Genomic DNA, 21,751 nt, shown 5'->3' with positions numbered 1-21,751 from the left:
CGACCAGCCCCCGCACGAGGGTCAGTACAGGGCGCTGGCCAGGTTGCGGCGGGCCTTGGCGACCCGGTCGTCCTCCGGCGGGAACAGCTCGAACAGGCCGACCAGGTGCTCGCGGACCCGGTCGCGGTCCTCGCCGTAGACCCGCCGGACGGTGTCGACCAGGCGCTTGAACGCCTGCTCGACGTCGTTGGTCGCCAACTCCAAGTCAGCCGCGGCGAGCTGGGCGGCCACGTCGTCCGGGGCGCCGTCGGCCTTGGCGATGGCGTCCGCCGGCACGGCCTCGGCCCGCGCGGTGAAGCGGACCTGCGCCAGCGCCGCCTTCGCCTCGGCGTTGGCGGGCTCGGCGGCCAGGATGGCCTCGTACGCGGCCTCGGCGGCGGCGAAGTCGCCCTGCTCGAACGCCTCCTCGGCGGCGGTGAAGCGGGGGTCCTCCGGCTCCTCCACGGGCTCGGCCGCGGGCGCGCCGCCGTTGGCCTCGGCCGCCTTGATGCCGGGCAGGCGGTCGCGCAGGGCGTCCAGCAGGCGGGCGATCCACTGGCCGAACTCGGCCTCCGGCAGGGGGCCCGCGAACGCGTCGATGGGCTGGCCGCCGGCGATGGCGACCACGGTCGGCACCGACTGCACGCCGAACACCTGGCCGATCCGCGGGCTGGCGTCCAGGTCGACCCTGGCCAGCAGCCAGGCGCCGCCGCTCGCCCTGGCGGCGCGTTCGAGCACGGGTGAGAGCTGGCCCGCCTCGGGGCTCCACGTCGCGGTCAGCTCGACCACGACCGGGATCTCCAGGGAGCGCTCGACGACCGACTGGAACGTCGCCTCGGTGACGTCCAGCACCCACGGGCTCGGACCGGCGTCCGGAGCTGCGGCCCCGCCCGGCGACGGGGGTGGGGTGGTGGCGCGCTGCCTCGCGGCGTCGGCTCGGGCCTTCAGCGCGCCGAGGTCGACCGCCCCGGACAGCGCGGCGGACAGTGCGGCGGTCTTTCGGGGGTCTGGCCTTGTCACGCCTTCCATCCTGGCACGAGTCCGGCGGTGCGCCGCGCGCGGCTAGCCGGGGAGTTGCGCGACCGGGTCGATCGCCATCGGGTTGGTCCGCATCGCCTCGTTGAGCCGGCCGAGGCGACGGGCGATCGGGGTCATCAGCTCCGCGAACCGGGCGGCGCCCGCCGCGCCCAGGACGTCCCACGGACGGGCGGCGGCCTCGTCGGTGCGGCGTTCGACGTCCTCGCGCAGCGCCCGGCCGGCCGGGGTCAGGCCCAGGTCGCCGTCGAGCAGACCGCGCCCGGCCAACGCCGCTTCGGCTTCCCGCCACTCCCCCTCGGACCACCCGCGGGCCTGCCGCATGTACGCCGGGTCGAGCCCCTTGTCCGCGCTGAACAGCACCAACGCCTCGCACGCGCCGAGGTCGGCGGCCACCAGCGCCGCCACGTGGCCGTCACCGCGGGACTCGCGCAACGTCGTGCACGCCTGCCACAGCGCCAGGTGCGGTTCGGCGGGCACGGGCAGGGCGCGGTTCGCGGCGGCCAGCACCCGGCCCTCCAGCGGCGTCGCCGCGGCGGCCCGGCCGGCCAGCTCCGCGGCCTCGGCGACGTCCAGGGTCTCCAGCATCCGCCGCAGCGCGCCGTCCACGCCCTTCAGCCTGGCCTCCAGGAACCGGGCGGGATCGGCGACGCCCCACGCGTCGGGCAGCGCGCGGGCCACCATGCGGGGGTGGAAGCTGAAGAACGCGGCGGTCACCACCTCGGGCGGCACCGCGCCCAGCGGTGCCGCGCGCTGGCCGAAGTAGCCCATCCAGCCGCCCTTGCAGCCCAGCTCGTCGGTCACCGCGCGTGACTCCGGCGAGAAGTAGGTGACGTCGTGGTAGGTCTCGAAGCGCAGCCACAGGTCCCGGGGCGTCGTCATGCCCACCAATTTAGTAGGACGTCCTACTATTTGTCGCGCTTCACGGCAGGTCGTCGGCGAGGTGCCGCTCGACCCGTTCCACCTTGGCCGTGAGCTGCCCCTCGTAGCCGGGCCGGATGTCCGCCTTGAGCACCAGGCTGACCCGGGGCGCGTGCGCCTGCACGGCCTCCGCCGCCCTCTTCACCACCGCCATCACCTCGTCCCACTCGCCCTCGACCAGGGTGAACATGGCGTTGGTCTCGTTCGGCAGACCGGACTCCCGGACCACCCGGACGGCCTCGGCGACCGCCGCCGCCACCCCGTCGGACTCCCCGCCGAGCGGGCTGACGCTGAACGCGATGAGCACTTGCCACTCCTGCCGTCGGTACCCACTGGTAGCTTCGCGGCATGACGTCCCAGCCGCTGCCGTTCGACCCCATCGCGCGCGCCGCCGAGCTGTGGGAGAAGCGGATCGGACCGTCGACGGCGATGGCGGCGGTCACGAGCGTCATGCGAGTACAGCAGATCATCCAGTCCGCCGTGGACGCTGCCCTCAAACCGCACGGGTTGACGTTCGCGCGGTTCGAGGCGCTGGTGCTGTTGACGTTCGCGCGCACGGGCAGCCTGCCCATGCGGGTGATGGGCGAGCGCCTGCAACTGCACCCGACGAGCGTCACGAACATCGTGGACCGGTTGGAAGCCGACGGGCTCGTGCGCCGCAACCCGCACCCCACCGACCGGCGCACCACGCTGGTGGAGATCACCGAAGCCGGGCACGCCCGGCGCGAGGCCGCCACCGAGGCCGTGACGAGCGTCGAGTTCGGCCTGCGCGGGTTGACCGACCGGCAGACCGGGCAGCTGACCGAGCTGCTGGCGAAGGTCCGCCGCGCGGTCGGCGACTTCGAGGACTGAAATCGGGTCGACACCGCTCGGGGGCGCGGCCATCCTGCGGTGGTGCGGGAGATCAGGGCGCTGGTGACGGTCCGCGGTCGGTACGTCGGCGCGGCCGAGCCGTTCGCGGTGGACAGCCCGTGGTGGAACCACGTCGAGCCGGTGACCGCGCACCTCGACCGCGCGCTGGGCGTGCCGACGAGCGTGCTGCGGCTGGTGGACGTCCGGGGCGGTGCGGTGACGTACCAGGTGGAGGCCGACCGCGTGCCGGAGCGGGGGTTGTCCCGGGTGGGGGACCACGAGTTCCCGGACCACCCGCTGCGGCTGCCGTGGGCGCGTCCCGGCGGGCCGGCGGCGCTGGTGGCGTGGGCCCGGCGGCACGTCGACGTGACCGGACCGCCCGTGCAGGTGAAGACGTGGAACCTGTCGTGCCTGTACCGGCTGCCGACCGCGCGCGGGACCGCGTGGGCGAAGGCCACCCCGCCGTTCCTGGTGGACGAGGCCGGGGTGATCGGGCTGGTGGCGTCGGTCGACCCGGCGCTCGTGCCCGCGGTGATCGCGGCGGAGCCCGGTCGGGTGCTGCTGGAAGACGCGCCCGGCGAGGACTGCCGGCGACCCGCGCCCGACGTCGTCGAGCGGATCGTGCCGCGGTGGGTGGCGGCGCAGGCGGCGTTGGCCGGTCCGCCGCGGGTGCGGGAGTGCGAGGTGCGGGTGCCGGACTTCGGGTTGCCGTCGACGTTGCTGCACGGCGACTTCCACCCGGGCAACTGGCGTTCCGGCGGCGTCGTGCTCGACTGGGGTGGCGCGTACTGGGGGCACCCGGCGCTGGACGCGGGGCGGCTGATCGGGTTCGTGGCGCCGGAGTTCCGGCCGTCGATCGAGCGGGCGTGGGTCGACGCGTGGCTGGAGCACTACCCGTCGAGCGACCCGGTGGGCGCGCTGCGGCACGCCCGGCCGGCGTCGCACCTGCTCGGGGCGCGGATCTACCAGGGGTTCCTGGACAGCATCGAGCCGAGCGAGCAGGTGTACCACCGCGACGACCCAGCGGAGGAGCTGGCGCGCGCTCAGTCCTTCGCGGTCTGAGCCTCGTCCAGCCGACCGGTGCGGTTGGCCCAGCGCTCGAAGATCACCGTGCCGAACGGCGGGATGCTCGCGACCAGGCCGAGGAGCAGCGTCTTGCGGTCCCAGCGGTGCGCCAGCATCAGCGTGACCAGGACGTAGCCGACGAAGATCGCGCCGTGCAGCGGCCCGAACACCTTCACGCCGATCTCGTTCCCGACCACCACGTACTTGAAGAACATGCCGACCAACAGCCCGGCCCACGACACCGCCTCGGCCAGCGCGAGGAGCCTGAACCGACCAACAGCGCTGCTAAACATGCCCCCATTGTGGCCAGTGACCCCCCTCACCCCACCCCCACCCCCACCCCTCGCGAGAGTCCAACACCCAGCTCGCGAGAGTCCAACGTCCAGGACACCTGAATTCAACGCTCAGGACCGGACGGCTGTGCTCTGAGCGTTGAACTCACGTGCTCCGAACGTTGGACTCTCGCGTCGTGAACGTTGGACTCTCGGGGTCAGTCTTCCCAGCGGAAGATCTTGGCGGCGATGAAGCCGACGACCAGGGTGAAGGAGATCAGGACGGCGGACGGGAGCAGCAGGGCCTCCACGCCCTTGCCGCGCACCAGGACGTCCAGCATGCCGTCGTTCATGTGCCGCAACGGGAAGATGTTGGACACGGTCTGCAGCCACGCCGGCGCGTTCTCCACCGGGAAGAACGTCCCGGACAGGAACGCCATCGGCATGATCACGATGTTCGCCGCGCCGGACGCCGCCTCCTCGGTCTTGCAGAACGCGCCGACCAGCATCCCGATCGCGAAGAACGCCGTCGTGCCCAGCACCAGCAGCGGCAGCGCCAGGTACCACTGGTTGGTCAGCTTCAAGCCGAACATCGGCAGCAGCGCCACCGCCACGAACACCACGCCCTGCGCCAGCGCCGTGCCGATGCTCACCAGCACCCGCGACGTCAGCACCGTCCCGGCGCCGACCGGCGCGAGCCGGATGCGCCGCAGCACCTGCTTCTTGCGCCACGACACCATGGTCAGCGCCGCGCCGAACACGCCCGAGATCGAGATGGCCCACGACAGGATGCCCGGCGTCAGGTACTGGATCGGTTTGAGCGAGGCGTCCTCGACCGACTTCGCCTCCAACGTGAACCGCGGCGTCACGTCCGCCGCGCTCAGGTTGATCTTGTCGACCACGCCGGACACGATGCCGAGCACGGTGCCCGCCGCGACCTGGTCACTGGCCGCGTAGAACAGGTCGACCCGGTCCCCGTCCACCACCACGGCGGCGGGCAGGTCGCCGTCGTCCACCTTCCGCCGGGCGTCGTCGGCGGAGTCGTGCTTCTCCAGCTCCAGCGCCCCGGTCTGCTCCAACGTCGTCAGCACGGGCCCGTCGCCCACCGCCGCGATCTTCGTCTTGTCGTCGCCCGAGTCGCCGAGCAGCAGCCCGAACACGACCAGGAACATCAGCGGGAACAGGAAGACGAAGAACAACGTCATCTTGTCCCGCAGGAAACCCTTGACCATGGCGGCCGAGAGGCTCTTGAACGCGTTCACGCGCGGTACTCCCGTCCGGTCAGGTCGAGGAACACGTCCTCCAACGTGGCGGTGCGCACCTGGAGCCCGTCCAGGGTGCCCCGCTCGGCGAGCGCCGACAGCACCGGCGCGGGCCTGCGGGTGGAGATGGTCAGCGAGACCTCGTCCTCCTGGGCGTCCTCGACGCCGGTGATGCCCCGCGCGGCCTCACGCGTCAGCACGCCCTTCTGCAGCACCACGTGCGTGGGCGCGTCGAGACCGCGCACCAACGTCGCGGGCGCGTCCATCGCCAGGACGCGACCCCGGTCCATGATCGCCACCCGGTCGCACAGGATCTCGGCCTCGTCCAGGTAGTGCGTCGTGTAGACGATGGTCTTGCCCCTGGCCTGGATGGCGCGCAGCACGTCCCACAGGTTGCGGCGGGCCTGCGGGTCGAGCGCGGCGGTCGGCTCGTCCAGGAAGACGAGGTCCGGGTCGTGCACGAGGGCGCACGCGATCGACAGCCGCTGCCGCTGGCCGCCGGAGAGCTTGTTCTCCTGCACGTCGGCCTTGTCGGTCAGGCCGACCAGCTCCAGCATCTCGTCGGCCTTGCGCCTGCTGACGCCGTACAGCGAGCCGAACGTCTGCAGCTGCTCGCGGGCGGTCAGCTTCTCGAAGAAGCTCGACGCCTGGAGCTGCACGCCGATGCGCGGCAGCAGTTCGGGGTTGCGCGGCCACGGCTGCTCGCCGAGCAGCGTCACCCGGCCGCCGTCGGGCTTGCGCAGCCCTTCGACGATCTCCAGCGTGGTGGTCTTGCCCGCCCCGTTCGGCCCCAGGATGCCGAAGAACTCCCCCTCGGCGACGGTGAACGAGACCCCGTCCACCGCCTTCAGCTCGCCGTAGCTCTTTCTGATGTCGGCTACCACGACGGCCGGTATGCGTGCCCCAGTCATGACCGGGACGGTAATCCGAGCCGTTCTCGAGCGGTGCCACTTCACCTCCGCCGACGACGGAAGTAGTGGCCGATCGAGACTTTCGGCCCATCGGGCGTCGCGCTGCGCGTGCCCCCGACTACGACACGTGCTCACCGGTGCAGACGGAGGGCGGCGCGGACGACGGACCGGTGGCCCACGTCGCCTCGTCCGGGTCGACGGTGAGGGTGTGGTCGAGGCGGGCGCCCGACCTCAGCAGTTCGAGGTCCACAAAGGCCCGATCCGATGACACGCCGTCCACGTCCAGGGACCGCACGTACTGGAGCACCGCGGGGTCCGCGCCGGCGGCGGTGATCGTGACGTCACGGCCGTCCTCCAGGTGGACCACCGCCCGCTCGAACCTCGGCGCGTTCAGCACGAACTGCCCGGTGCCCGGCGTCACCGGGTACAGGCCGAGCGCGCTGAACACGTACCAGGCCGACATCTGCCCCAGGTCGTCGTTGCCCGTCACACCGCTCGGCCCGGCCACGAACAACGTCTGCGCCGCCCGCACCACCGCCGACGTCTTCCACGGTTGGCCCATGAGCGCGTACATCCACGGCACGTGCAGGTCGGGCTCGTTGTTCGGGTTGTACCGGAACTGGTCGTAGTAGTCGTAGGGCCCGACGACCCAGTGCTCGCGGACCGCGCCGGCCGGGTCCGCGACCAGGTCCGGGTAGGCGAAGAAGTCGTCCAGCCTGGCCCGCGCCGCGTCCGGGCCGCCGAGCAGCCCCACCAGGCCGGCGACGTCCTGCTGCGCCAGCCACTGGTACTGCCACGCCGTGCCCTCGTGGAAGCCGTCCTGGCCCTGCGGGCCGTACGGGTCCAGCCACCGGCCGTCGCCGAGCTTCGGCCGGGGGAAGCCGGTGAACCCGCGGTCGGACACCGCGCGGTCCCACAGCACCCGGTAGTTCAGCGCGCGCCCGCGCAACGCCTCCGCGTCGTCGCCGTGCCCCAGCGCCCGGGCCATGATCGACAGCGAGGCGTCGGCCAGCGCGTACTCCAGGGTCGCCGACGCGCCGTGGTGCGGGTCGACGTCCTGCCCCTTCTTGGGGAAGTGCGGGTCGTGCTGCACGAACCCGTTCGCCAGGTACAGCGGGTTGCCCGCCCGCCCCTCGAACGGCGACGACGCCGGCGGCACGCCGGTCGCGTTCTGCCACAGCGCCTGGTACGCCTGCTCCTCCAAGCCCTCCAGCGCGCCGAACCGCCACAGGTCGACCAGGAACGGGGTGACCGGGTCGCCGGTCATGGTGTTGGTCTCCTGGTTGGCGTACGCCCAGCGGGGCAGCCAGCCGCCCTGCTCGTGCACCGCCAGCACGGACCGCGCGACGTCCCGGGCCCGCCCCGGTCGCAGCAGCGCCAGCAGCTGGTTCTGCGCCCGGTAGGTGTCCCAGAGCGAGAAGTACTCGTAGTACGTCCAGTCGTCGGCGGTGTGCACGCGACCGTCGAACCCGCGGTACCGGCCGTCCACGTCGTTGCCGGTCAGCGGCTGCAGCAGCACGTGGTAGAGCGCGGTGTAGAAGACCGTGCGGTCGGTCCCGCCGGCGGTGACCTCGACGCTCGACAGCTCCCGCCGCCACGCCTCCTGCGCCGCCGCGCGCAGCTCGTCGAACGACCTGCCCCTGGCCTCGCCGAGGTTCTTCGCCGCGCCCTCGGCGTCGACCTGCGAGAGCGCGGTCGCCACCGTCACCGGGCCGCTGTCGAACGTCACCCACTGGCCGCGCAGCCCCGCGCGGCCCGCCTCGCCGCCCCAGTTCCCGGTCGTCCTGAACGGCCGGTCGAACGTCGTGGTGAAGTGCGTCGTGTACGGCTTGCCGCCGCAGAACGCCTGCGCGACCACGGTCCCGGCGAGCGTCCGGTCGTCCACCACCCGCACGCTGCTGGCGGACACCGGTTCCTTGTCGTTGGCCTGCCCCACGTTCACCAGCACGTGCGGCGTCACCCCCGCCGGGAACGAGAACCGCTCGACGCCGGTCCGGGTGGTCGCCGTCGTCTCCACCTCGATGCCGGACCCCAGCCGGACGCGGTAGTAGCCGGGTCGGCCGACCTCGCCCTCGTGGGTGTACGCGGCGCCGTAGCGGCGGTGGTCGAAGCTGCCCGGCAGGCCGGTGGTCGGCAGGATCGACACCAGCCCGCCCTGCTCCCAGCACCCCGCCCCGGACAGGAAGAAGTGGCCGAACCCGCGGATGACCGGGTCGTCGTACCGGTAGCCCGCGTAGTGCGAGCCGATCGGGCTGGAGTGCGCCTTGCCGAACGGCATCGACGCGCCGGGGAACGTGTTCCCCTCGTCCTGGGTGCCGATGAACGTGTCCACCGACTCGACCGGGTCAGGGCTGCTCATCACTTCACGCTACCGCGATCGCGGGGCGTCGACCCCGATGCCGACCGCTGTCCGGTTCGGGACAGGGCCGGACGTTGACAGACGTGACCTCCGGGTGTGTGATTCGCGCACTATGACAACGTTGTCCCCGAACGGCGCGGCAGGCGCCCGCAAGGTGCGGCGTGCCACGATGAACGACGTGGCGCGGCTGGCGGGCGTCAGCATCAAGACCGTCTCGCGCGTGGTGAACGACGAGGCAGGCGTGCACCCGGCCACCGCCGAGCGGGTGCTCGCGGCGATCGACCAGCTCGGCTTCCGGCGCAACCTCAGCGCGCGCAACCTGCGGCGCGGCTCGTCGACCGGCACGGTCGGCCTGGTGCTGGAGGACGTCGGCAACCCGTTCTACTCGGGGGTGACGCGCGCGGTCGAGGAGATAGCGCGGCTGCGCGGCAGGCAGGTCATCACCGGCTCGTCGGACGAGGACCCGGCGCGGGAGCGGGAGCTGTCGCTGGAGTTCTGCTCGCGGCGGGTGGACGGGCTGCTGATCGTGCCCGCCGGGTTGCAGCACGGGTACCTGGTGCCGGAGATGCGGGCGGGCACGCCCGTGGTGTTCCTGGACCGGCCCGCGGGCGACGTGGTGGCCGACACCGTGCTGGTGGACAACATCGGCGGCACCGCCGAGGCGGTCGCGCACCTGGCGTCGTTCGGGCACCGGCGGATCGCGTTCATCGGCGACGCCCCGGACATCTTCACCGCCAACGAGCGCCTGCGCGGCTACCGCGAGGGGTGCGTGCGGGCCGGCATCGGCTACCACGAGTCGCTGGTGGTCATGGGGCCGCACGACGAGGAGTCGGTGCGCGAGGCGTTGCGGGGCCTGGCCGGGGCCGCCGACCCGGCGACCGCCGTGGTGACCGGCAACAACCGGATCACCGTGCACGCGGTGCGCGCGCTGGCGGGCAGCGCGGTCCGGCCCGCCCTGGTGGGCTTCGACGACTTCGAGCTGGCCGACCTGCTGTCGCCACCGGTGAGCGTGATCGCGCACGACGCGAGCGCGCTCGGCAAGGCGGCGGCCGACCTGCTCTTCGCCCGGCTGGACGGCGACGGCTCACCACCGCGCCGCGTCGTCCTGCCGGTTCGCTTGGTGGCCCGTGGATCAGGAGAGGTACGCGCATGAGTTCCGACACCCAGCCCGTCGCGCTGGAGGCCAACCAGCCCCGGCAGTTCTACCTGGGCGGTGCGGCCATCGCGGCGTTCCGGAGGCGGGACGACGCCGACGGCGGGCCGGAGGACTGGGTCGGGTCGACCACCGCGCAGTTCGGCAAGGACGAGGCCGGGCTGTCCCGCTTGCCGGACGGCCGCCTGCTGCGCGACGCGGTGGCGGCGGACCCGGTGACCTGGCTCGGCGAGCGGCACGCGGCGGAGTTCGGCGCGGACACCGCGCTGCTGGTCAAGCTGCTCGACGCCGGGCAGCGGCTGCCGGTGCACTGCCACCCGTCCGACGCGTTCGCGGCCACCCACCTCGGCTGCCGGCACGGCAAGACCGAGGCGTGGATCGTCATCGGCACGTCCGGCCCGGACCCGACGGTGCACATCGGCTTCCGCGAGGACGTGCCCGCCGCCGTGGCCGCCGAGTGGGTGTCCACCCAGGACTCGGCCGCGATGCTCCGGGCGTTGAACCCGGTCCGGGTCTCCCCCGGCGACACGGTGTTCGTGCCCGCGGGCGTGCCGCACGCGATCGGCGAGGGCGTGTTCATCGTGGAGCTGCAGCAGCCGACGGACTTCTCGGTCACGCTGGAGTGGCAGGGGTTCCTGGCCGACGCCGAGGCCGGGCACCTGGGGCTGGGCTACGACAAGGCGCTGGACTGCCTGGAGCGCCGCGCCCAGTCGCCCGACGACCTGGTGCGCCGGACGCAGGCGCTCACCGGCGAGTCGGTGGACCTGTTCGACGCCCAGGCCGACCCGTTCTTCCGCGCCGACCGGCTGCACGTGTCGGGCACGGCGGCGCTGGAGCCCTCGTTCGGCGTCTACGTGGTGCTGGAGGGCGCCGGCACGCTGGGTCCCGTCGCGGTGCACCGGGGCAGCACGGTGGTCGTGCCGCACGCGGCGGGTGAGGTCGTGGTGACCGGCGACGTCGTCGCCATCCGGTGCAGGCCGCCAGTGGTGTAGAGCCCGGGAGCTGATGCGCATGGCGTTACCCCTGCTGGACGCACGGGAGTTGGTCAAGCACTACGGGAACGTGGAGGCGTTGCGAGGCGCCTCCTTCACCGCGCACGCGGGCGAGGTGGTCGCGCTCGTCGGTGACAACGGCGCGGGCAAGTCCACGCTGGTGAAGTGCCTGTCCGGGGTGGCGCGGCCGGACTCGGGCACGATCCTGTTCGACGGGTCGCCGGTCGAGCTGGACTCGCCGGTGGCCGCGCGGTCGCTGGGCATCGAGACCGTGTACCAGGACCTGGCGGTCGCGCCCGACCTCGACCCGGCCGCGAACCTGTTCCTCGGCCGGGAGTTGCGCCGGCGTGGCCTGCTCGGCCGGCTCGGCGTGCTGGACAAGCGGGAGATGCGGCGGCGGGCGGTGGCGTCGTTCCGCGACCTCGGGGTGTCGCTGCCGGACGTGGACGTGCCGATCGGCGCGCTGTCCGGCGGTCAGCGGCAGAGCGTCGCGGTGGCCCGGTCGGTGGTGTGGGCGAGCCGGCTGGTGTTCCTGGACGAGCCGACCGCGGCGCTGGGCGTGGTGCAGCGCGAGCGGGTGCTCGACGTGGTCCGGCGGGTCCGGGACCAGGGCATGGCGGTGGTGCTGATCAGCCACAACATGCCCGAGGTGCTGGCCGTGGCGGACCGGGTCGAGGTGCTGCGGCTCGGTCGGCGGGTGGCCGGGTTCGACGCGGCGTCCACCACGGTCGACGAGCTGGTCGGCGCGATGACCGGCGCGTCGGCGCGGGAGGGGTCGTGACCGCGGCCGGGTCCCGGACGGCCGTGCGGCGGTTGTTCGGCGCGAACACGCTGTGGATCGCGGTGGTGCTGCTGGTGCTGGTCGCGGTGTTCGGCGCGCTGCGGCCGGACGCCGTGCTGACGGTGTTCACGCTGCAGACGACGCTGGTCGAGACGTCGGTGCTGCTGGTGCTGTCGGTCGGCATGACGTACGTGATCGTCACCGCCGGGATCGACCTGTCCGTCGGCTCGGTGCTGGTGTTCTCCGGCGTCACGTCGGCCATGGCGATGAACGCGCTGCACGGCGGCGACGCGACCGGCGCCGGGTGGGGCGTGGTGCTCGTCGGCCTGCTGGTGGCCCTGCTGTCCGGTGCGGCGTGGGGCCTGCTGAACGGCGTGCTCGTCGCCCGCGCCGGCCTGCCGCCGCTGATCGTGACGCTCGGGTCGTTCGGCGCGGCGCTCGGGGCCGGGCAGCTGCTGTCCGACGGGTCGAACGTGGCCGGCGTGCCGGACGTGCTGGGCGACGCGCTGGGCACCGGGACGTGGTTCGGCGTGCCGAACCTGGTGCTGTCGGCCGCCGCCGTGACCGCGGTCGGCGCGCTGGTGCTGGGCACGACGGTGTTCGGGCGGCACACGTACGCCATCGGCTCCAACGAGGAGGCCGCCCGGCGGGCGGGCATCCCGGTGACCGGGCACCTGGTCAAGGTGTACCTGCTCGCGGGCGTGCTGGCGGGGTTGGCCGGGTTCATGGCGCTGGCCTACTTCCGGGTCGCGTCGATCACCGGGCACGACACCGACAACCTCAACGCCGTCGCCGCCGTGGTGCTCGGCGGCACCAGCCTGTTCGGCGGCGCGGGGTCGGTCGTCGGCACGGTGCTCGGGGTGTTCATCCCGGCCGTGCTGCGCAAGGGGTTCGTGATCGTCGGCGTGAACGTGTACTGGCAGCCGATCGCGGTGGCGCTGGTCCTGGTGGCGGCCGTGTGGTTCGACCAGTCGCGGAGAAGGGCTCGCGACAAGCGCTAGAGGAGAGGGAGAACGTGTCAACGAGGACGGTTGCTCTTGTCTCAGCGGCTCTGCTGCTCACCGCGTGCGGCGGCGGGCAGATCGGCGACACCGGTGGCGCGGTCGACGCGAAGAAGCTCGTGCTGATCCCCGGCGTCACCGCCGAGCCGTTCTACACCTCCGTGGAGTGCGGTGTCCGCGAGGCCGCCGCGGCCGCGGGCTACCAGGTCGACGTGCAGGCGCCGGCGAAGTTCGACGCCACGATGCAGACCCCGATCGTCACCGGCGTGCTGGCCGACAAACCGGGCGCGGTGCTCATCGCGCCCACCGACGACAAGGCCATGGCCGGCCCGCTGCGGCAGCTCAAGGACGCCGGGATCAAGGTCGTCGAGGTCGACACCAGGCTGGAGGACACCTCGATCGCGGAGTCCACCGTCTCGTCGGACAACGAGCAGGGCGGGCGGCTGGCCGCGCGGACCCTGGCCGAGCTGGTCGGCGGCAGGTCCGGGTCGGTGCTGGTGCTGAACACCAAGGCGGGCACGTCGACCACGGACGCGCGGGCCGCCGGTTTCGAGGAGGAGGTCCGAGAGCACCCGAACCTGGAGTACATCGGGCAGCAGTACACCGACAACGAGCCGGACCAGGCGGCGTCGAAGGTGACCGCCACGCTGGCCGCCAACCCGGACCTGATCGGCGTGTTCGCCACGAACCTGAACACCGGCGAGGGCGCGGCGACCGGGTTGCGCAACGCGGGCCGGACCGGCGTGGTGAACCTCGTCGGGTTCGACGCCTCGCCCAAGCAGGTGGAGGACCTGCGGGTCGGCGCGGTGCAGGCGCTGATCGCGCAGGACCCGGCGACCATCGGCCGCACCGGCGTCGAGCAGGCCGTGGCGGCGCTGGAGGGCGAACCTGTGCGGCGGGACGTCAAGACCGACCTGGTCGCCCTGACCAAGGCCGGCATGGAGGCCGACTCGGAGTACTTCTACAAGCAGAAGTGCTGACGCGGTGACGGGTGGCCGGGCGCGCGACCCGGCCACCGCCGTCACAGGTACTTGTTCGCCAGCTCCGAGTACTCCTTCTCCAGGTCGTCGGCCAGGTAGGCGACGTAGGCCCAGGGCACCTCGTGCACGTGGTCGCGCATGCCGAGCAGGTGGCGCTTCGCCCGCGGCGCGTCGTCGGCCAGCGCGAACGCCGCCGCGAACAGGTTGTGCGCCTGCAGCGCCCGCGGGTGCGGCTTGGTCGGGGTCGAGTCCCACTTGTCCGCCGCGGTCGCGATCTCCTCCCGGTGCCGGGTGAAGTAGCGCATCTTCAGCGTGGCGATCTTCAACGCCGACCGCGACTGCACGGCGTCCTCGAACTGCTCCAGGAAGATCTCGAAGTGCGCCAGCGGCAGCATCGCCACCACCGGGTCGCCCGGCGGCGCGGCGTCCACGCTGCCCTGCGCGAACGCCATCATCTCCTCGGCCGAACCGCCCCACTTGGCCGCCAGGATCTGCAACCGGGTCCAGTGCGCCGGGTACAGCGTCGCGCACCGCGCCACGATCTCCCGCCACACCTCGTCCTTCTGGTCGCGGTCCACCTGCAGCCCCAGCCCCGCGGTCTGCAGCTGCGCCCACGGCACGGCGTCGCGCGGCAGGAGCTTGGCGGCCTCGTGCAGCGGGCCGACGGCCTTGCGGAGGGTGCCGAAGAAGACCTTGAACCGGTCCTTGCCGACGCTGTCGGCCCGCCCGGAGCCGCGGATCGCCCACGCCTCCCGGATGAACGCCGTGCCGGCCAGCAGCCACAGGTCCGGGTCGGTGTTGTTCTTCGCCAGCTCCAGCAGCTCGTCGGCGTGCCCGATGGCGTGCTCGCCCAGCACCTCCGCCCGCAGCGCCCGCACCTCGGGCTGGTCGCGGCACTCCGCGAGCACGGTCGTCGCCGCCCTCAGGTGGCCCGCGTCCATCTCCTCCGCCGCGATGTCGAGGATCGCGTCGTCGTAGGTGTGGTCCCGCACCACCTCGCGGGCGACCGCGGCAGGCCGCTTCCTCCGGAAAATCCCCACTCCAGCGACCTTACTTCCCTCCGAGCCCGAGTGGCTTCGAGTCTTGCGCGGAACCGGGCCGCGCCGGTCCGCGGTCGTCCTCCAGGGTACGTGCGCGCCCGACCGCGCCGCCGCCGGCTCCCGCCGGTCAGCGCCCCCCGCCACCTGCCTGCCGCCGGCGCGCGGCGTAGACGCCCGCCTCGGTCCGGCGGTCGAAACCGAGCTTGTGCAGCAGCGTCGAGACGTAGTTCTTGACCGTCTTCTCCGCCAGGAACAGCCTGCCCGCGATCTGCCGGTTGGTCAGGCCCTCGGCGATCAGGTCCAGGATGCGCCGCTCCTGCGGGCTCAACGACGCGTAGCGCGGGTCCTCGACCGGACCGCCGCGCAGCCGTTGCAGCACGGTCGCCGTCACGCCGGAGTGCAGCAGCGAACCGCCCGCGGCCAGCGTGCGGATCGCGGACACCAGGTCGTTGCCGGAGACCTGCTTGAGCATGTACCCGGCCGCGCCGGCCATGATCGCGCCGAACAGCGCCTCGTCGTCCGAGTACGACGTCAGCATCAGGCACGCGGGCGGCGGCTGGACCGTCGACCGGATCTCCCGGCACACCGTGACGCCGTCGCCGTCGGGCAGCCGCACGTCGATCACCGCGACGTCGGGCCGGTGGAACGCGGCGGCGGTCACGGCCTCGGCGGCGTTCTCCGCCTCGCCGACCACCTCGATGTCCGACTCGACCGCCAGCAGCTGCTGCAACCCCCTCCGCACGATCTCGTGGTCGTCCACGAGGAGAACCGAGATCGACATGTCACTCCCTATCCCGACCCGAGCGGCACGGACCACGTCACCGTGACGCCACGCCCCCCGGTCGACTCGACCTCGCACGAACCGTCCCACCGCGCGGCCCGTGCCGCCATGTTCACCATCCCGCCGCTGTGCCTGCCGCGACCGGGCGGCAGGCCGTCGCCGTCGTCGCGCACGACCAGCCGCAGGCTCGTCGCCGAGCGGTCCACCTCGACCTCGACGTCCACCCGCTTCGCCGACGCGTGGCGGGCGGCGTTGGCCAGCGCCTCGCGCAGCGTGGCCAGCAGGTCCGGCCGCAGGTGGTCGGGCACCACGGAGTCGAGCGGGCCGTCCATCGCCAGCGCGGGCTCGAAGCCGAGCAGCCTGGTCGACTCCTGCACCACCTTCATCAGCTGGGCGCGCAGGTCGGCCGCGCCCGCGGGCGGCTCCTGGAGCGAGAAGATGGTCCGCCGGATCTCCCGGATGGTCTGGTCGACCTCCTTGACGAAGTCGGCCAGCCGCTGCGCCACCACCGGCTGCTCCACCAGCCCGTTCATGCTCTGCAACCCGAGACCGAGGCCGAACAGCCGCTGCACCACCAGGTCGTGCAGGTCGCGGGCGATCCGGTCGCGGTCCTCCAGCACGGCCAGCCGCCGGTTCGCGCCGGTGACCCGGGTGAACTCCAGGATCAGCGCGGCCTGCCGGGCGAACGACTCCACCAGCGCCACGTCCGAGGCGTCGAACGCCCGCCGGTCCCGGGCGCGGGCCACCATCAGCACGCCGAGCACCCGCTCGCCCGCCGCCAGCGGCGCGAACACCACCGGGCCGGTCGGGTCGTCGAGGCCGGGCAGGCCGTCGAGCACCTTGGCCCGGCCGGTGTCGAACACCTCGTCGACCTCGCCGGACACGTCGACCCCGCGCAGCCCGCCGTCCACCACCCGCACCACCAGCTCGCCCTGCACGTCCGGCAGCGCCAGCAGCGCGTGCGCGCCGTCGGCCGCCAGCCGGGCGCGGACCGCGACCAGGCGCAGCGCGTCCCGGTCCGGCGCGCCGGTGAGCAGCGCGTTCGTCACCTCGTTGGACGCGCGCAGCCACACCTCGCGCTGCCGGGACTGCTCGTAGAGCCGGGCGTTCTCGATCGCGATGCCCGCCGCCGCGGCCACCGCCACCACGACCTCCTGGTCGGCGCGGGTGAAGTCGGCGCCGCCCTCCTTGTCGGTCAGGTAGAGGTTGCCGAACACCTCGCCGCGCACGTGCACCGGCACGCCGAGGAAACCGGGCTCGGACGGGTCGAACGCGGTCGCCGCGCCCCGCTCGGCGGCGGGCTGGTGGCCCTCGCCGTAGGTGAACTCCAGCAGCTGCCGGTTCGGCCCGACCACCGCCAGCGCGCCGTACCGGGCGCCGACCAGGCTGCACGAGGACTCCACGATGCGGCGCAGCACGTCCGGCAGCGACAGGTCGCTGGCCAGCGACACGACCGCGGCCAGCAGCCGGTGCAGCCGCTCCTGCGAGACGACCACCTCGGCGGTCCGGTCGGTCAGCTGCCGCAGCAGGCCGTCCAGCCGCACCGCCGCGTTCGCGTCCGGGGTTCCTGGCACCCGAGTCCACCCTCCGGGTTGGGGTCCCCGAGGTTATCGCCTCCGACTAGGGGATGCGACGACCCGACAGGACCTCCAGGTCGACCAGCAGGTAGCGGTCCCGGTCGCCGTAGCCGCGGGAGGCGAGCGGCAGCCGTTCGAGCCGGGCCAGGTGGTCCGCCTCCTCGACCTCGGTGACGTGCCCGACCGCCATCACCGACCAGCCGCGGGACAGGTCCGGCGCGACGTCGTCGATCTGGAACGCCACGATGGTGTCCCGGGCGACGAGGGCCGCGCTGCCGTCCGGGACGCGCAGCACCACGCACTCGCCGTCGAGCGCGAACACGACGGGGTGCACCACCGGCAACGCCTTGTCGGTGTAGACCAGCCTGCCGACGGCGGTCGCGCCCAGCAGCTTCAGGCACTCGTCGCGGGAGAGGACCTGAAGCCCAACGGAGTCGTACATCGTGCCCCTTATGTCCTCCAAGTCACTGCGATAAACGTTCGGCTCCGTGATCGTCCTTGCCTAGGGTCGGAAGTCCCGGCTTCTCCGAGCCGCCCGGATGGGGGATTTCCGCATGATTGCGCCCGATGTCACCGCGTTCCTGCGCCGGCTCGGCCTGCCCGACGCCGAACCGCCGAGCGCGGCGGCGCTGACCAGGCTGCACCGGGCGTTCGCGGAGCGGGTGCCGTACGAGACGGTGGAGATCCAGCTCGGCAGGCCCACCTCGATCGACCCGCGCGACTCGGTGGCCCGCGTGCTGGCCGGTCGCGGCGGGTACTGCTTCCACCTGAACGGCGCGTTCGCGGAGCTGCTGCACGCGCTCGGCTACCACGTGACCCGGCACGCCGGCGGCGCGCAGATGAAGCGCGAGGACGAGCCCGCCCTCAACCGCAACCACCTGGCGCTCACCGTGCGCGACCTGCCGGACTCGGACGACGTCTGGTTGGTGGACGTCGGACTGGGCGATGGCCTGCACGCGCCGCTGCCGTTGCGCGAGGGCACGCACCGGCAGGGCCCGTTCGCGTTCGGCCTGCGGCCGTCGGTGGTGGCGCCGGGCGGCTGGCGGCTGGAGCACGACCCGCGCGGCAGCTTCTTCGCCATGGACTTCGCGCCGGCCGCGGTCGGCCTCGACCACTTCGCCGACCGGCACGCGCACCTGTCCACGTCGCCCGAGTCGGGGTTCGTGCGCGCGTTCTGCGCGGAGCGGACCGACGCGGAGGGCTGGGACGTGCTGCGCGCGCTGACCCTGTCCCGGATCGGGGAGACCACCGCGAAGACGCTGGTGGACGACCGGGGCGACTGGTTCGCCGCGCTGGCCGACGTCTTCGGGCTGGTCGTCGCCGACGAGGACCGCGAACCGCTGTGGCGCAAGGTCGTGTCGCAGCACGAGGCCCGGCAGACGGCGACCTGACCGGCTACCCGGCGAAGTGCGGCACGTAGCCCCGGTAGAGCTGCGGCGCGTGCCGGGTCAGCGCCAGGTCGAGCAGGTCGGCGCCGATCCCGTCGGACAGCTCGACCCAGTGGCCGTGCGCGTTCCTCGGCACGCTCAGGTACGTGACGGCGAACGCCCGCGGGTCGCGCGGCTCCAGGTACACCCACAGCGACGACTTGGGCCCGCCGCGGGCCAGCGCGATCGCGTTCAGCTCGTACCAGGGCACCGCCCACGAGGCGCCCTTCTCCTCCCAGCGCAGGCCCTGCGGCTCGACCAGCAGCCGGCGCGGCCGCGCCTTGCGCCGCCAGACACCGCCGCCGATCAGGCCGCCGATCACCACCAGCGGGCCGACGAACATCGCCGCCAGGTGGCCGTCGGCGTAGGACATGAACATCAGCACGACGCCGACGACGGCCAGGCCGAGCTGGACCGCGAGCGCCGCCCGCCGCTCGACCGGGCTGCCGAAGGGGATCTCGACCTCTCTCATGACAGCCCCACCTCGAAGCCCTCGTCCAACACCCCGGACGCCGCGCCGCCGATGAGCACCCGACGGGTGTCCCTCGTGCCGATGTCGACCACTACCGGCGTCATGCACCCACCCCCTCGACCAGTCGATCAGCCGCAGCGTAGGGGTCCAGCTCGCCCGCCACGACGCGTTCGGCCAGGGTTCCCAGCGCCGCCGCGCCGCGCAACCCGCCGATCCGGGACCGCAGCCGCGCCAGCGCGATGGCCTCGACCTCGCCCGCCGCCCTGGCCGCGCGGCGTCGTCCCAGCTCACCGCGCTCGACCAGCCAGGCGTGGTGCGCGTCGACCGCGGCCACCACCTCGTCCAGGCCCTCGGCGCGGGCCGCGACCGTCTTGACCACCGGCGGTCGCCACCGACCGCCCTCGCGCTCCCGGCGGCCCATCGAGACCAGGTGCTTGAGGTCGCGGGCGGTCCGGTCGGCGCCGTCGCGGTCGGCCTTGTTCACCACGAACACGTCGGCGATCTCCAGGACGCCCGCCTTGGCGGCCTGGATGCCGTCGCCCATGCCGGGCGCGAGCAGCACCACCGTGGTGTCGGCCAGCGACACCACCTCGACCTCGGACTGGCCGACGCCGACCGTCTCGACCAGCACCACGTCGCAGCCCGCCGCGTCCAGCACCCGCAACGCCTGCGGCGTGGCCCAGGACAGCCCGCCCAGGTGGCCGCGGGTCGCCATGGACCGGATGAACACGCCGGGGTCGGTGGCGTGCTCGCCCATCCGCACCCGGTCGCCGAGCAGGGCGCCGCCGGAGAACGGCGACGACGGGTCCACGGCCAGCACGCCGACCCGCTCGCCGCGGGCGCGGTAGGCCGCGACCAGCGCGGACGTGGACGTGGACTTGCCGACGCCCGGGGCGCCCGTCAGGCCGACGACCCGGGCGTTCCCGCAGAACGGGGCCAGCGCGCCCGCCACCTCGCGCAGCTGCGGGCTGTCGTCCTCGACCAGCGAGATCAGCCTGGCGACCGCGCGCGGTTGTCCCGCACGCGCGCGGTCGACCAGCTCTGCTACGTCAACGGTGCGGGCCACACCTCTAGACCTTCGGCACGCGCACGATCAGCGCGTCGCCCTGACCGCCGCCGCCGCAGAGGGCCGCCGCGCCGATGCCACCGCCGCGGCGCTTCAGCTCCAGCGCGAGGTGCAGCGCGATCCGGGCGCCCGACATGCCGATCGGGTGGCCCAGCGCGATCGCGCCGCCGTTGACGTTGACCTTGTCCTCGGCGATGCCGAGCTCGCGGGTGGCGACGATGCCGACCGCGGCGAACGCCTCGTTGATCTCGACCAGGTCCAGGTCGGCCGGGTCGATGCCCTCCTTGGCGCACGCGGCCTTGATCGCGTTCGACGGCTGCTGGTGCAGGCTCGCGTCCGGACCGGCCACCACGCCGTGCGCGCCGATCTCGGCCAGCCAGGTCAGGCCCAGCTCCTCGGCCTTGGCCTTGCTCATCACGACCACGGCCGCCGCGCCGTCCGAGATCTGCGACGCCGAGCCCGCCGTGATCGTGCCGTCGGGCGCGAACGCCGGGCGCAGCTTGGCCAGGGTCTCCGCGGTGGTGTCGCCGCGCACGCCCTCGTCGGTCGCGACGACGACCGGGTCGCCCTTGCGCTGCGGGATCGAGACCGGCGCGATCTCCTCGTCGAAGACGCCGTTGCCCGCGGCCTTGGCGGCCAGCTGGTGCGAGCGGGCCGAGAACGCGTCCTGCTCCTCGCGGGTCAGGCCGTGGCGCGCGTTGAACTTCTCCGTGGACATGCCCATGGCCACCTGGTCGAACGCGCAGAACAGGCCGTCGTGGGACATGTGGTCGAGCATCGTCACGTCACCGAACTTGAACCCGCCCCGCGACTTCTGCAGCAGGTGCGGCGCCTGCGTCATCGACTCCTGGCCGCCCGCCACCACGACGTCGAACTCGCCCGCCCGGATGAGCTGGTCGGCCAGCGCGATCGCGTCGATGCCGGACAGGCACACCTTGTTGACGGTCAGCGCGGGCACGGTCATCGGGATGCCCGCGTTCACCGCGGCCTGGCGCGCCGGGATCTGGCCCGCGCCCGCGGTCAGCACCTGGCCCATGATCACGTACTGCACCTGCTCGGGCGCGACACCGGCCCGCTCCAGGGCCGCCTTGATCGCGACGCCGCCGAGCTGGGCGCCGGTGAAGTCCTTCAACGACCCGAGCAGTCGCCCCATCGGGGTACGGGCCCCGGCGACGATGACGGAACCGGACACAGCGGCCTCCACAGCGGGTGTAAGCGGTTGTTAACACGCCACGATACCCAGGGTTACCGCGGAGTAGCCCTGTGAGGCGTCGCACAGGGCTACCTGCACCGATTCGGCCACTAGCCTCCCGGCCATGGAACAACTCTCCGGCTTCGTCACCGCCATCGACCACGTCGGCATCGCCGTGCCCGACCTCGACGCCGCGATCGCGTTCCACCGGGAGCACTTCGGCCTGGAGGTCGCGCACCAGGAGGTGAACGAGGAGCAGGGCGTGCGCGAGGCGATGCTGCGCGCGCCGGGCGACGACGGCACGGGCGCCGCCGTGCAGCTGCTCGCGCCGCTCACGCCGGAGTCGACCATCGCGAAGTTCATCGGCCGGTCCGGGCCGGGGCTCCAGCAGCTGGCCTACCGGGTGTCCGATGTGGACGCCGCCGCCGACGCGCTGCGGGCCAAGGGCCTGCGGCTGCTGTACGAGGAGGCGCGCCGCGGCACGTCGGACAGCCGGGTCAACTTCGTGCACCCGAAAGACGCGGGCGGCGTGCTGGTCGAGCTGGTCGAGCCCGCGGCCCGCTGAGGGCGTTCCGACACACCCCACCACGCACCGCCCAAGGACTCGCTTCACCCGGCGCACCTCTAGTGGCG

At 73.1% G+C, this 21,751-nt stretch carries 23 protein-coding genes; 9 read left to right on the top strand and 14 right to left on the bottom strand.

What is annotated here, in order from left to right; genetic code table 11:
* Positions 1 to 21: 21 nt before the first annotated feature.
* From AB0F89_RS13535 to AB0F89_RS13525, 3 genes are read right to left on the bottom strand one after another with little or no spacing between them, the layout of a single operon-like run.
* Complete coding sequence (locus AB0F89_RS13535; RefSeq protein ID WP_367136029.1) at positions 22 to 1,008, bottom strand: co-chaperone YbbN; 987 nt, start codon at positions 1,006 to 1,008, stop codon at positions 22 to 24.
* Positions 1,009 to 1,041: 33 nt separating this feature from the next.
* Positions 1,042 to 1,896, bottom strand: a complete 855-nt coding sequence (locus AB0F89_RS13530; protein ID WP_367136027.1) for a hypothetical protein — start codon at positions 1,894 to 1,896, stop codon at positions 1,042 to 1,044.
* 40 nt (positions 1,897 to 1,936) lie between these two features.
* A complete protein-coding gene (locus AB0F89_RS13525; RefSeq protein ID WP_367136025.1) occupies positions 1,937 to 2,242 on the bottom strand; it encodes an MTH1187 family thiamine-binding protein in 306 nt (101 codons plus the stop codon).
* A gap of 41 nt (positions 2,243 to 2,283) precedes the next feature.
* Here AB0F89_RS13525 and AB0F89_RS13520 point away from each other — a divergent pair, with 41 nt between their 5' ends.
* Positions 2,284 to 2,787, top strand: a complete 504-nt coding sequence (locus AB0F89_RS13520) for a MarR family winged helix-turn-helix transcriptional regulator (RefSeq protein WP_367136023.1) — start codon at positions 2,284 to 2,286, stop codon at positions 2,785 to 2,787.
* Between the two features lie 42 nt (positions 2,788 to 2,829).
* A complete protein-coding gene (locus AB0F89_RS13515; protein ID WP_367136021.1) occupies positions 2,830 to 3,849 on the top strand; it encodes a phosphotransferase in 1,020 nt (339 codons plus the stop codon).
* Here AB0F89_RS13515 and AB0F89_RS13510 read toward each other — a convergent pair.
* From AB0F89_RS13510 to AB0F89_RS13495, 4 genes are all read right to left on the bottom strand, one after another.
* Entirely contained in the window at positions 3,831 to 4,145 is a 315-nt protein-coding gene (locus AB0F89_RS13510; RefSeq protein ID WP_367136019.1) for a DUF3817 domain-containing protein, read from the bottom strand. The genes AB0F89_RS13515 and AB0F89_RS13510 overlap by 19 nt on opposite strands.
* A 197-nt stretch (positions 4,146 to 4,342) precedes the next feature.
* Positions 4,343 to 5,386: an ABC transporter permease gene (locus AB0F89_RS13505; RefSeq protein ID WP_367136017.1), complete on the bottom strand. Its 1,044-nt coding sequence runs from the start codon at positions 5,384 to 5,386 to the stop codon at positions 4,343 to 4,345.
* Positions 5,383 to 6,297 carry an ABC transporter ATP-binding protein gene (locus AB0F89_RS13500; protein WP_367136015.1) on the bottom strand — a complete coding sequence of 305 codons (915 nt, stop codon included), beginning with the start codon at positions 6,295 to 6,297 and terminating at the stop codon, positions 5,383 to 5,385. The genes AB0F89_RS13505 and AB0F89_RS13500 overlap by 4 nt, the downstream gene beginning before the upstream one ends.
* Positions 6,298 to 6,415: 118 nt before the next feature.
* Entirely contained in the window at positions 6,416 to 8,656 is a 2,241-nt protein-coding gene (locus AB0F89_RS13495; RefSeq protein ID WP_367136013.1) for a GH92 family glycosyl hydrolase, read from the bottom strand.
* Between the two features lie 169 nt (positions 8,657 to 8,825).
* On the opposite strand from AB0F89_RS13495, the gene AB0F89_RS13490 reads away from it, so the two are divergent.
* Genes AB0F89_RS13490 through AB0F89_RS13470 form a run of 5 tightly spaced genes read left to right on the top strand, consistent with a single transcriptional unit; the run spans position 8,826 to position 13,563 of the window.
* On the top strand, positions 8,826 to 9,809 hold the full coding sequence (locus AB0F89_RS13490; RefSeq protein ID WP_367136011.1) for a LacI family DNA-binding transcriptional regulator: 984 nt from the start codon (positions 8,826 to 8,828) through the stop codon (positions 9,807 to 9,809).
* Complete coding sequence (locus AB0F89_RS13485) at positions 9,806 to 10,801, top strand: class I mannose-6-phosphate isomerase (protein WP_367136009.1); 996 nt, start codon at positions 9,806 to 9,808, stop codon at positions 10,799 to 10,801. The genes AB0F89_RS13490 and AB0F89_RS13485 overlap by 4 nt, the downstream gene beginning before the upstream one ends.
* Positions 10,802 to 10,820: 19 nt before the next feature.
* Complete coding sequence (locus tag AB0F89_RS13480; protein WP_367136007.1) at positions 10,821 to 11,582, top strand: ATP-binding cassette domain-containing protein; 762 nt, start codon at positions 10,821 to 10,823, stop codon at positions 11,580 to 11,582.
* On the top strand, positions 11,579 to 12,583 hold the full coding sequence (locus tag AB0F89_RS13475) for an ABC transporter permease (protein WP_367136005.1): 1,005 nt from the start codon (positions 11,579 to 11,581) through the stop codon (positions 12,581 to 12,583). Before AB0F89_RS13480 ends, AB0F89_RS13475 begins: the two co-directional genes overlap by 4 nt.
* A gap of 14 nt (positions 12,584 to 12,597) precedes the next feature.
* Positions 12,598 to 13,563, top strand: coding sequence for an ABC transporter substrate-binding protein (locus AB0F89_RS13470; RefSeq protein ID WP_367136003.1), 966 nt, complete (start codon positions 12,598 to 12,600; stop codon positions 13,561 to 13,563).
* Between the two features lie 41 nt (positions 13,564 to 13,604).
* Here AB0F89_RS13470 and AB0F89_RS13465 read toward each other — a convergent pair whose 3' ends face one another.
* The 4 genes from AB0F89_RS13465 to AB0F89_RS13450 form a co-directional block, all read right to left on the bottom strand.
* Positions 13,605 to 14,603, bottom strand: a complete 999-nt coding sequence (locus AB0F89_RS13465; RefSeq protein ID WP_367136001.1) for a hypothetical protein — start codon at positions 14,601 to 14,603, stop codon at positions 13,605 to 13,607.
* A 127-nt stretch (positions 14,604 to 14,730) separates the two neighbouring features.
* Positions 14,731 to 15,384, bottom strand: coding sequence for a response regulator (locus AB0F89_RS13460; RefSeq protein ID WP_367135999.1), 654 nt, complete (start codon positions 15,382 to 15,384; stop codon positions 14,731 to 14,733).
* 8 nt (positions 15,385 to 15,392) lie between these two features.
* On the bottom strand, positions 15,393 to 16,958 hold the full coding sequence (locus tag AB0F89_RS13455) for a GAF domain-containing protein (protein ID WP_367135997.1): 1,566 nt from the start codon (positions 16,956 to 16,958) through the stop codon (positions 15,393 to 15,395).
* Between the two features lie 46 nt (positions 16,959 to 17,004).
* On the bottom strand, positions 17,005 to 17,403 hold the full coding sequence (locus tag AB0F89_RS13450) for a pyridoxamine 5'-phosphate oxidase family protein (RefSeq protein ID WP_367135995.1): 399 nt from the start codon (positions 17,401 to 17,403) through the stop codon (positions 17,005 to 17,007).
* A gap of 112 nt (positions 17,404 to 17,515) precedes the next feature.
* Here AB0F89_RS13450 and AB0F89_RS13445 point away from each other — a divergent pair, with 112 nt between their 5' ends.
* Positions 17,516 to 18,352 (top strand): arylamine N-acetyltransferase, encoded by an 837-nt coding sequence (locus AB0F89_RS13445; RefSeq protein ID WP_367135993.1) that lies wholly within the window; start codon positions 17,516 to 17,518, stop codon positions 18,350 to 18,352.
* A 4-nt stretch (positions 18,353 to 18,356) separates the two neighbouring features.
* Here AB0F89_RS13445 and AB0F89_RS13440 read toward each other — a convergent pair whose 3' ends face one another.
* From AB0F89_RS13440 to AB0F89_RS13430, 3 genes are all read right to left on the bottom strand, one after another.
* On the bottom strand, positions 18,357 to 18,860 hold the full coding sequence (locus tag AB0F89_RS13440) for a hypothetical protein (RefSeq protein ID WP_367135991.1): 504 nt from the start codon (positions 18,858 to 18,860) through the stop codon (positions 18,357 to 18,359).
* A gap of 100 nt (positions 18,861 to 18,960) precedes the next feature.
* Positions 18,961 to 19,926: a methylmalonyl Co-A mutase-associated GTPase MeaB gene (meaB, locus tag AB0F89_RS13435; protein ID WP_367135989.1), complete on the bottom strand. Its 966-nt coding sequence runs from the start codon at positions 19,924 to 19,926 to the stop codon at positions 18,961 to 18,963.
* A 4-nt stretch (positions 19,927 to 19,930) separates the two neighbouring features.
* Complete coding sequence (locus AB0F89_RS13430; protein ID WP_367135987.1) at positions 19,931 to 21,118, bottom strand: acetyl-CoA C-acetyltransferase; 1,188 nt, start codon at positions 21,116 to 21,118, stop codon at positions 19,931 to 19,933.
* 124 nt (positions 21,119 to 21,242) lie between these two features.
* Here AB0F89_RS13430 and mce point away from each other — a divergent pair, with 124 nt between their 5' ends.
* The gene (gene mce / locus AB0F89_RS13425; RefSeq protein WP_367135985.1) at positions 21,243 to 21,683 is read left to right on the top strand and encodes a methylmalonyl-CoA epimerase; all 441 of its coding nucleotides are present in this window, start codon (positions 21,243 to 21,245) and stop codon (positions 21,681 to 21,683) included.
* The last annotated feature ends 68 nt before the right edge of the window (positions 21,684 to 21,751 follow it).

It is taken from the genome of Saccharothrix sp. HUAS TT1 (assembly GCF_040744945.1).
GTDB lineage: Bacteria > Actinomycetota > Actinomycetes > Mycobacteriales > Pseudonocardiaceae > Actinosynnema.
Note: the sequence above shows the minus strand (reverse complement) of the source record. Positions and strands in the feature narration are given on the sequence as shown.

What these genes read in the sequence shown, in the direction of transcription:
- AB0F89_RS13440 (WP_367135991.1), bottom strand. Translation starts at nt 18,860, where the DNA reads ATGAGAGAGGTCGAGATCCCCTTCGGCAGCCCGGTCGAGCGGCGGGCG.
- AB0F89_RS13530 (WP_367136027.1), bottom strand. Translation starts at nt 1,896, where the DNA reads ATGACGACGCCCCGGGACCTGTGGCTGCGCTTCGAGACCTACCACGAC.
- AB0F89_RS13495 (WP_367136013.1), bottom strand. Translation starts at nt 8,656, where the DNA reads ATGAGCAGCCCTGACCCGGTCGAGTCGGTGGACACGTTCATCGGCACC.
- AB0F89_RS13485 (WP_367136009.1), top strand. Translation starts at nt 9,806, where the DNA reads ATGAGTTCCGACACCCAGCCCGTCGCGCTGGAGGCCAACCAGCCCCGG.
- AB0F89_RS13480 (WP_367136007.1), top strand. Translation starts at nt 10,821, where the DNA reads ATGGCGTTACCCCTGCTGGACGCACGGGAGTTGGTCAAGCACTACGGG.
- mce (WP_367135985.1), top strand. Translation starts at nt 21,243, where the DNA reads ATGGAACAACTCTCCGGCTTCGTCACCGCCATCGACCACGTCGGCATC.
- AB0F89_RS13500 (WP_367136015.1), bottom strand. Translation starts at nt 6,297, where the DNA reads ATGACTGGGGCACGCATACCGGCCGTCGTGGTAGCCGACATCAGAAAG.
- AB0F89_RS13450 (WP_367135995.1), bottom strand. Translation starts at nt 17,403, where the DNA reads ATGTACGACTCCGTTGGGCTTCAGGTCCTCTCCCGCGACGAGTGCCTG.
- AB0F89_RS13510 (WP_367136019.1), bottom strand. Translation starts at nt 4,145, where the DNA reads ATGTTTAGCAGCGCTGTTGGTCGGTTCAGGCTCCTCGCGCTGGCCGAG.
- AB0F89_RS13535 (WP_367136029.1), bottom strand. Translation starts at nt 1,008, where the DNA reads ATGGAAGGCGTGACAAGGCCAGACCCCCGAAAGACCGCCGCACTGTCC.
- AB0F89_RS13490 (WP_367136011.1), top strand. Translation starts at nt 8,826, where the DNA reads ATGAACGACGTGGCGCGGCTGGCGGGCGTCAGCATCAAGACCGTCTCG.
- AB0F89_RS13520 (WP_367136023.1), top strand. Translation starts at nt 2,284, where the DNA reads ATGACGTCCCAGCCGCTGCCGTTCGACCCCATCGCGCGCGCCGCCGAG.
- AB0F89_RS13460 (WP_367135999.1), bottom strand. Translation starts at nt 15,384, where the DNA reads ATGTCGATCTCGGTTCTCCTCGTGGACGACCACGAGATCGTGCGGAGG.
- AB0F89_RS13445 (WP_367135993.1), top strand. Translation starts at nt 17,516, where the DNA reads ATGATTGCGCCCGATGTCACCGCGTTCCTGCGCCGGCTCGGCCTGCCC.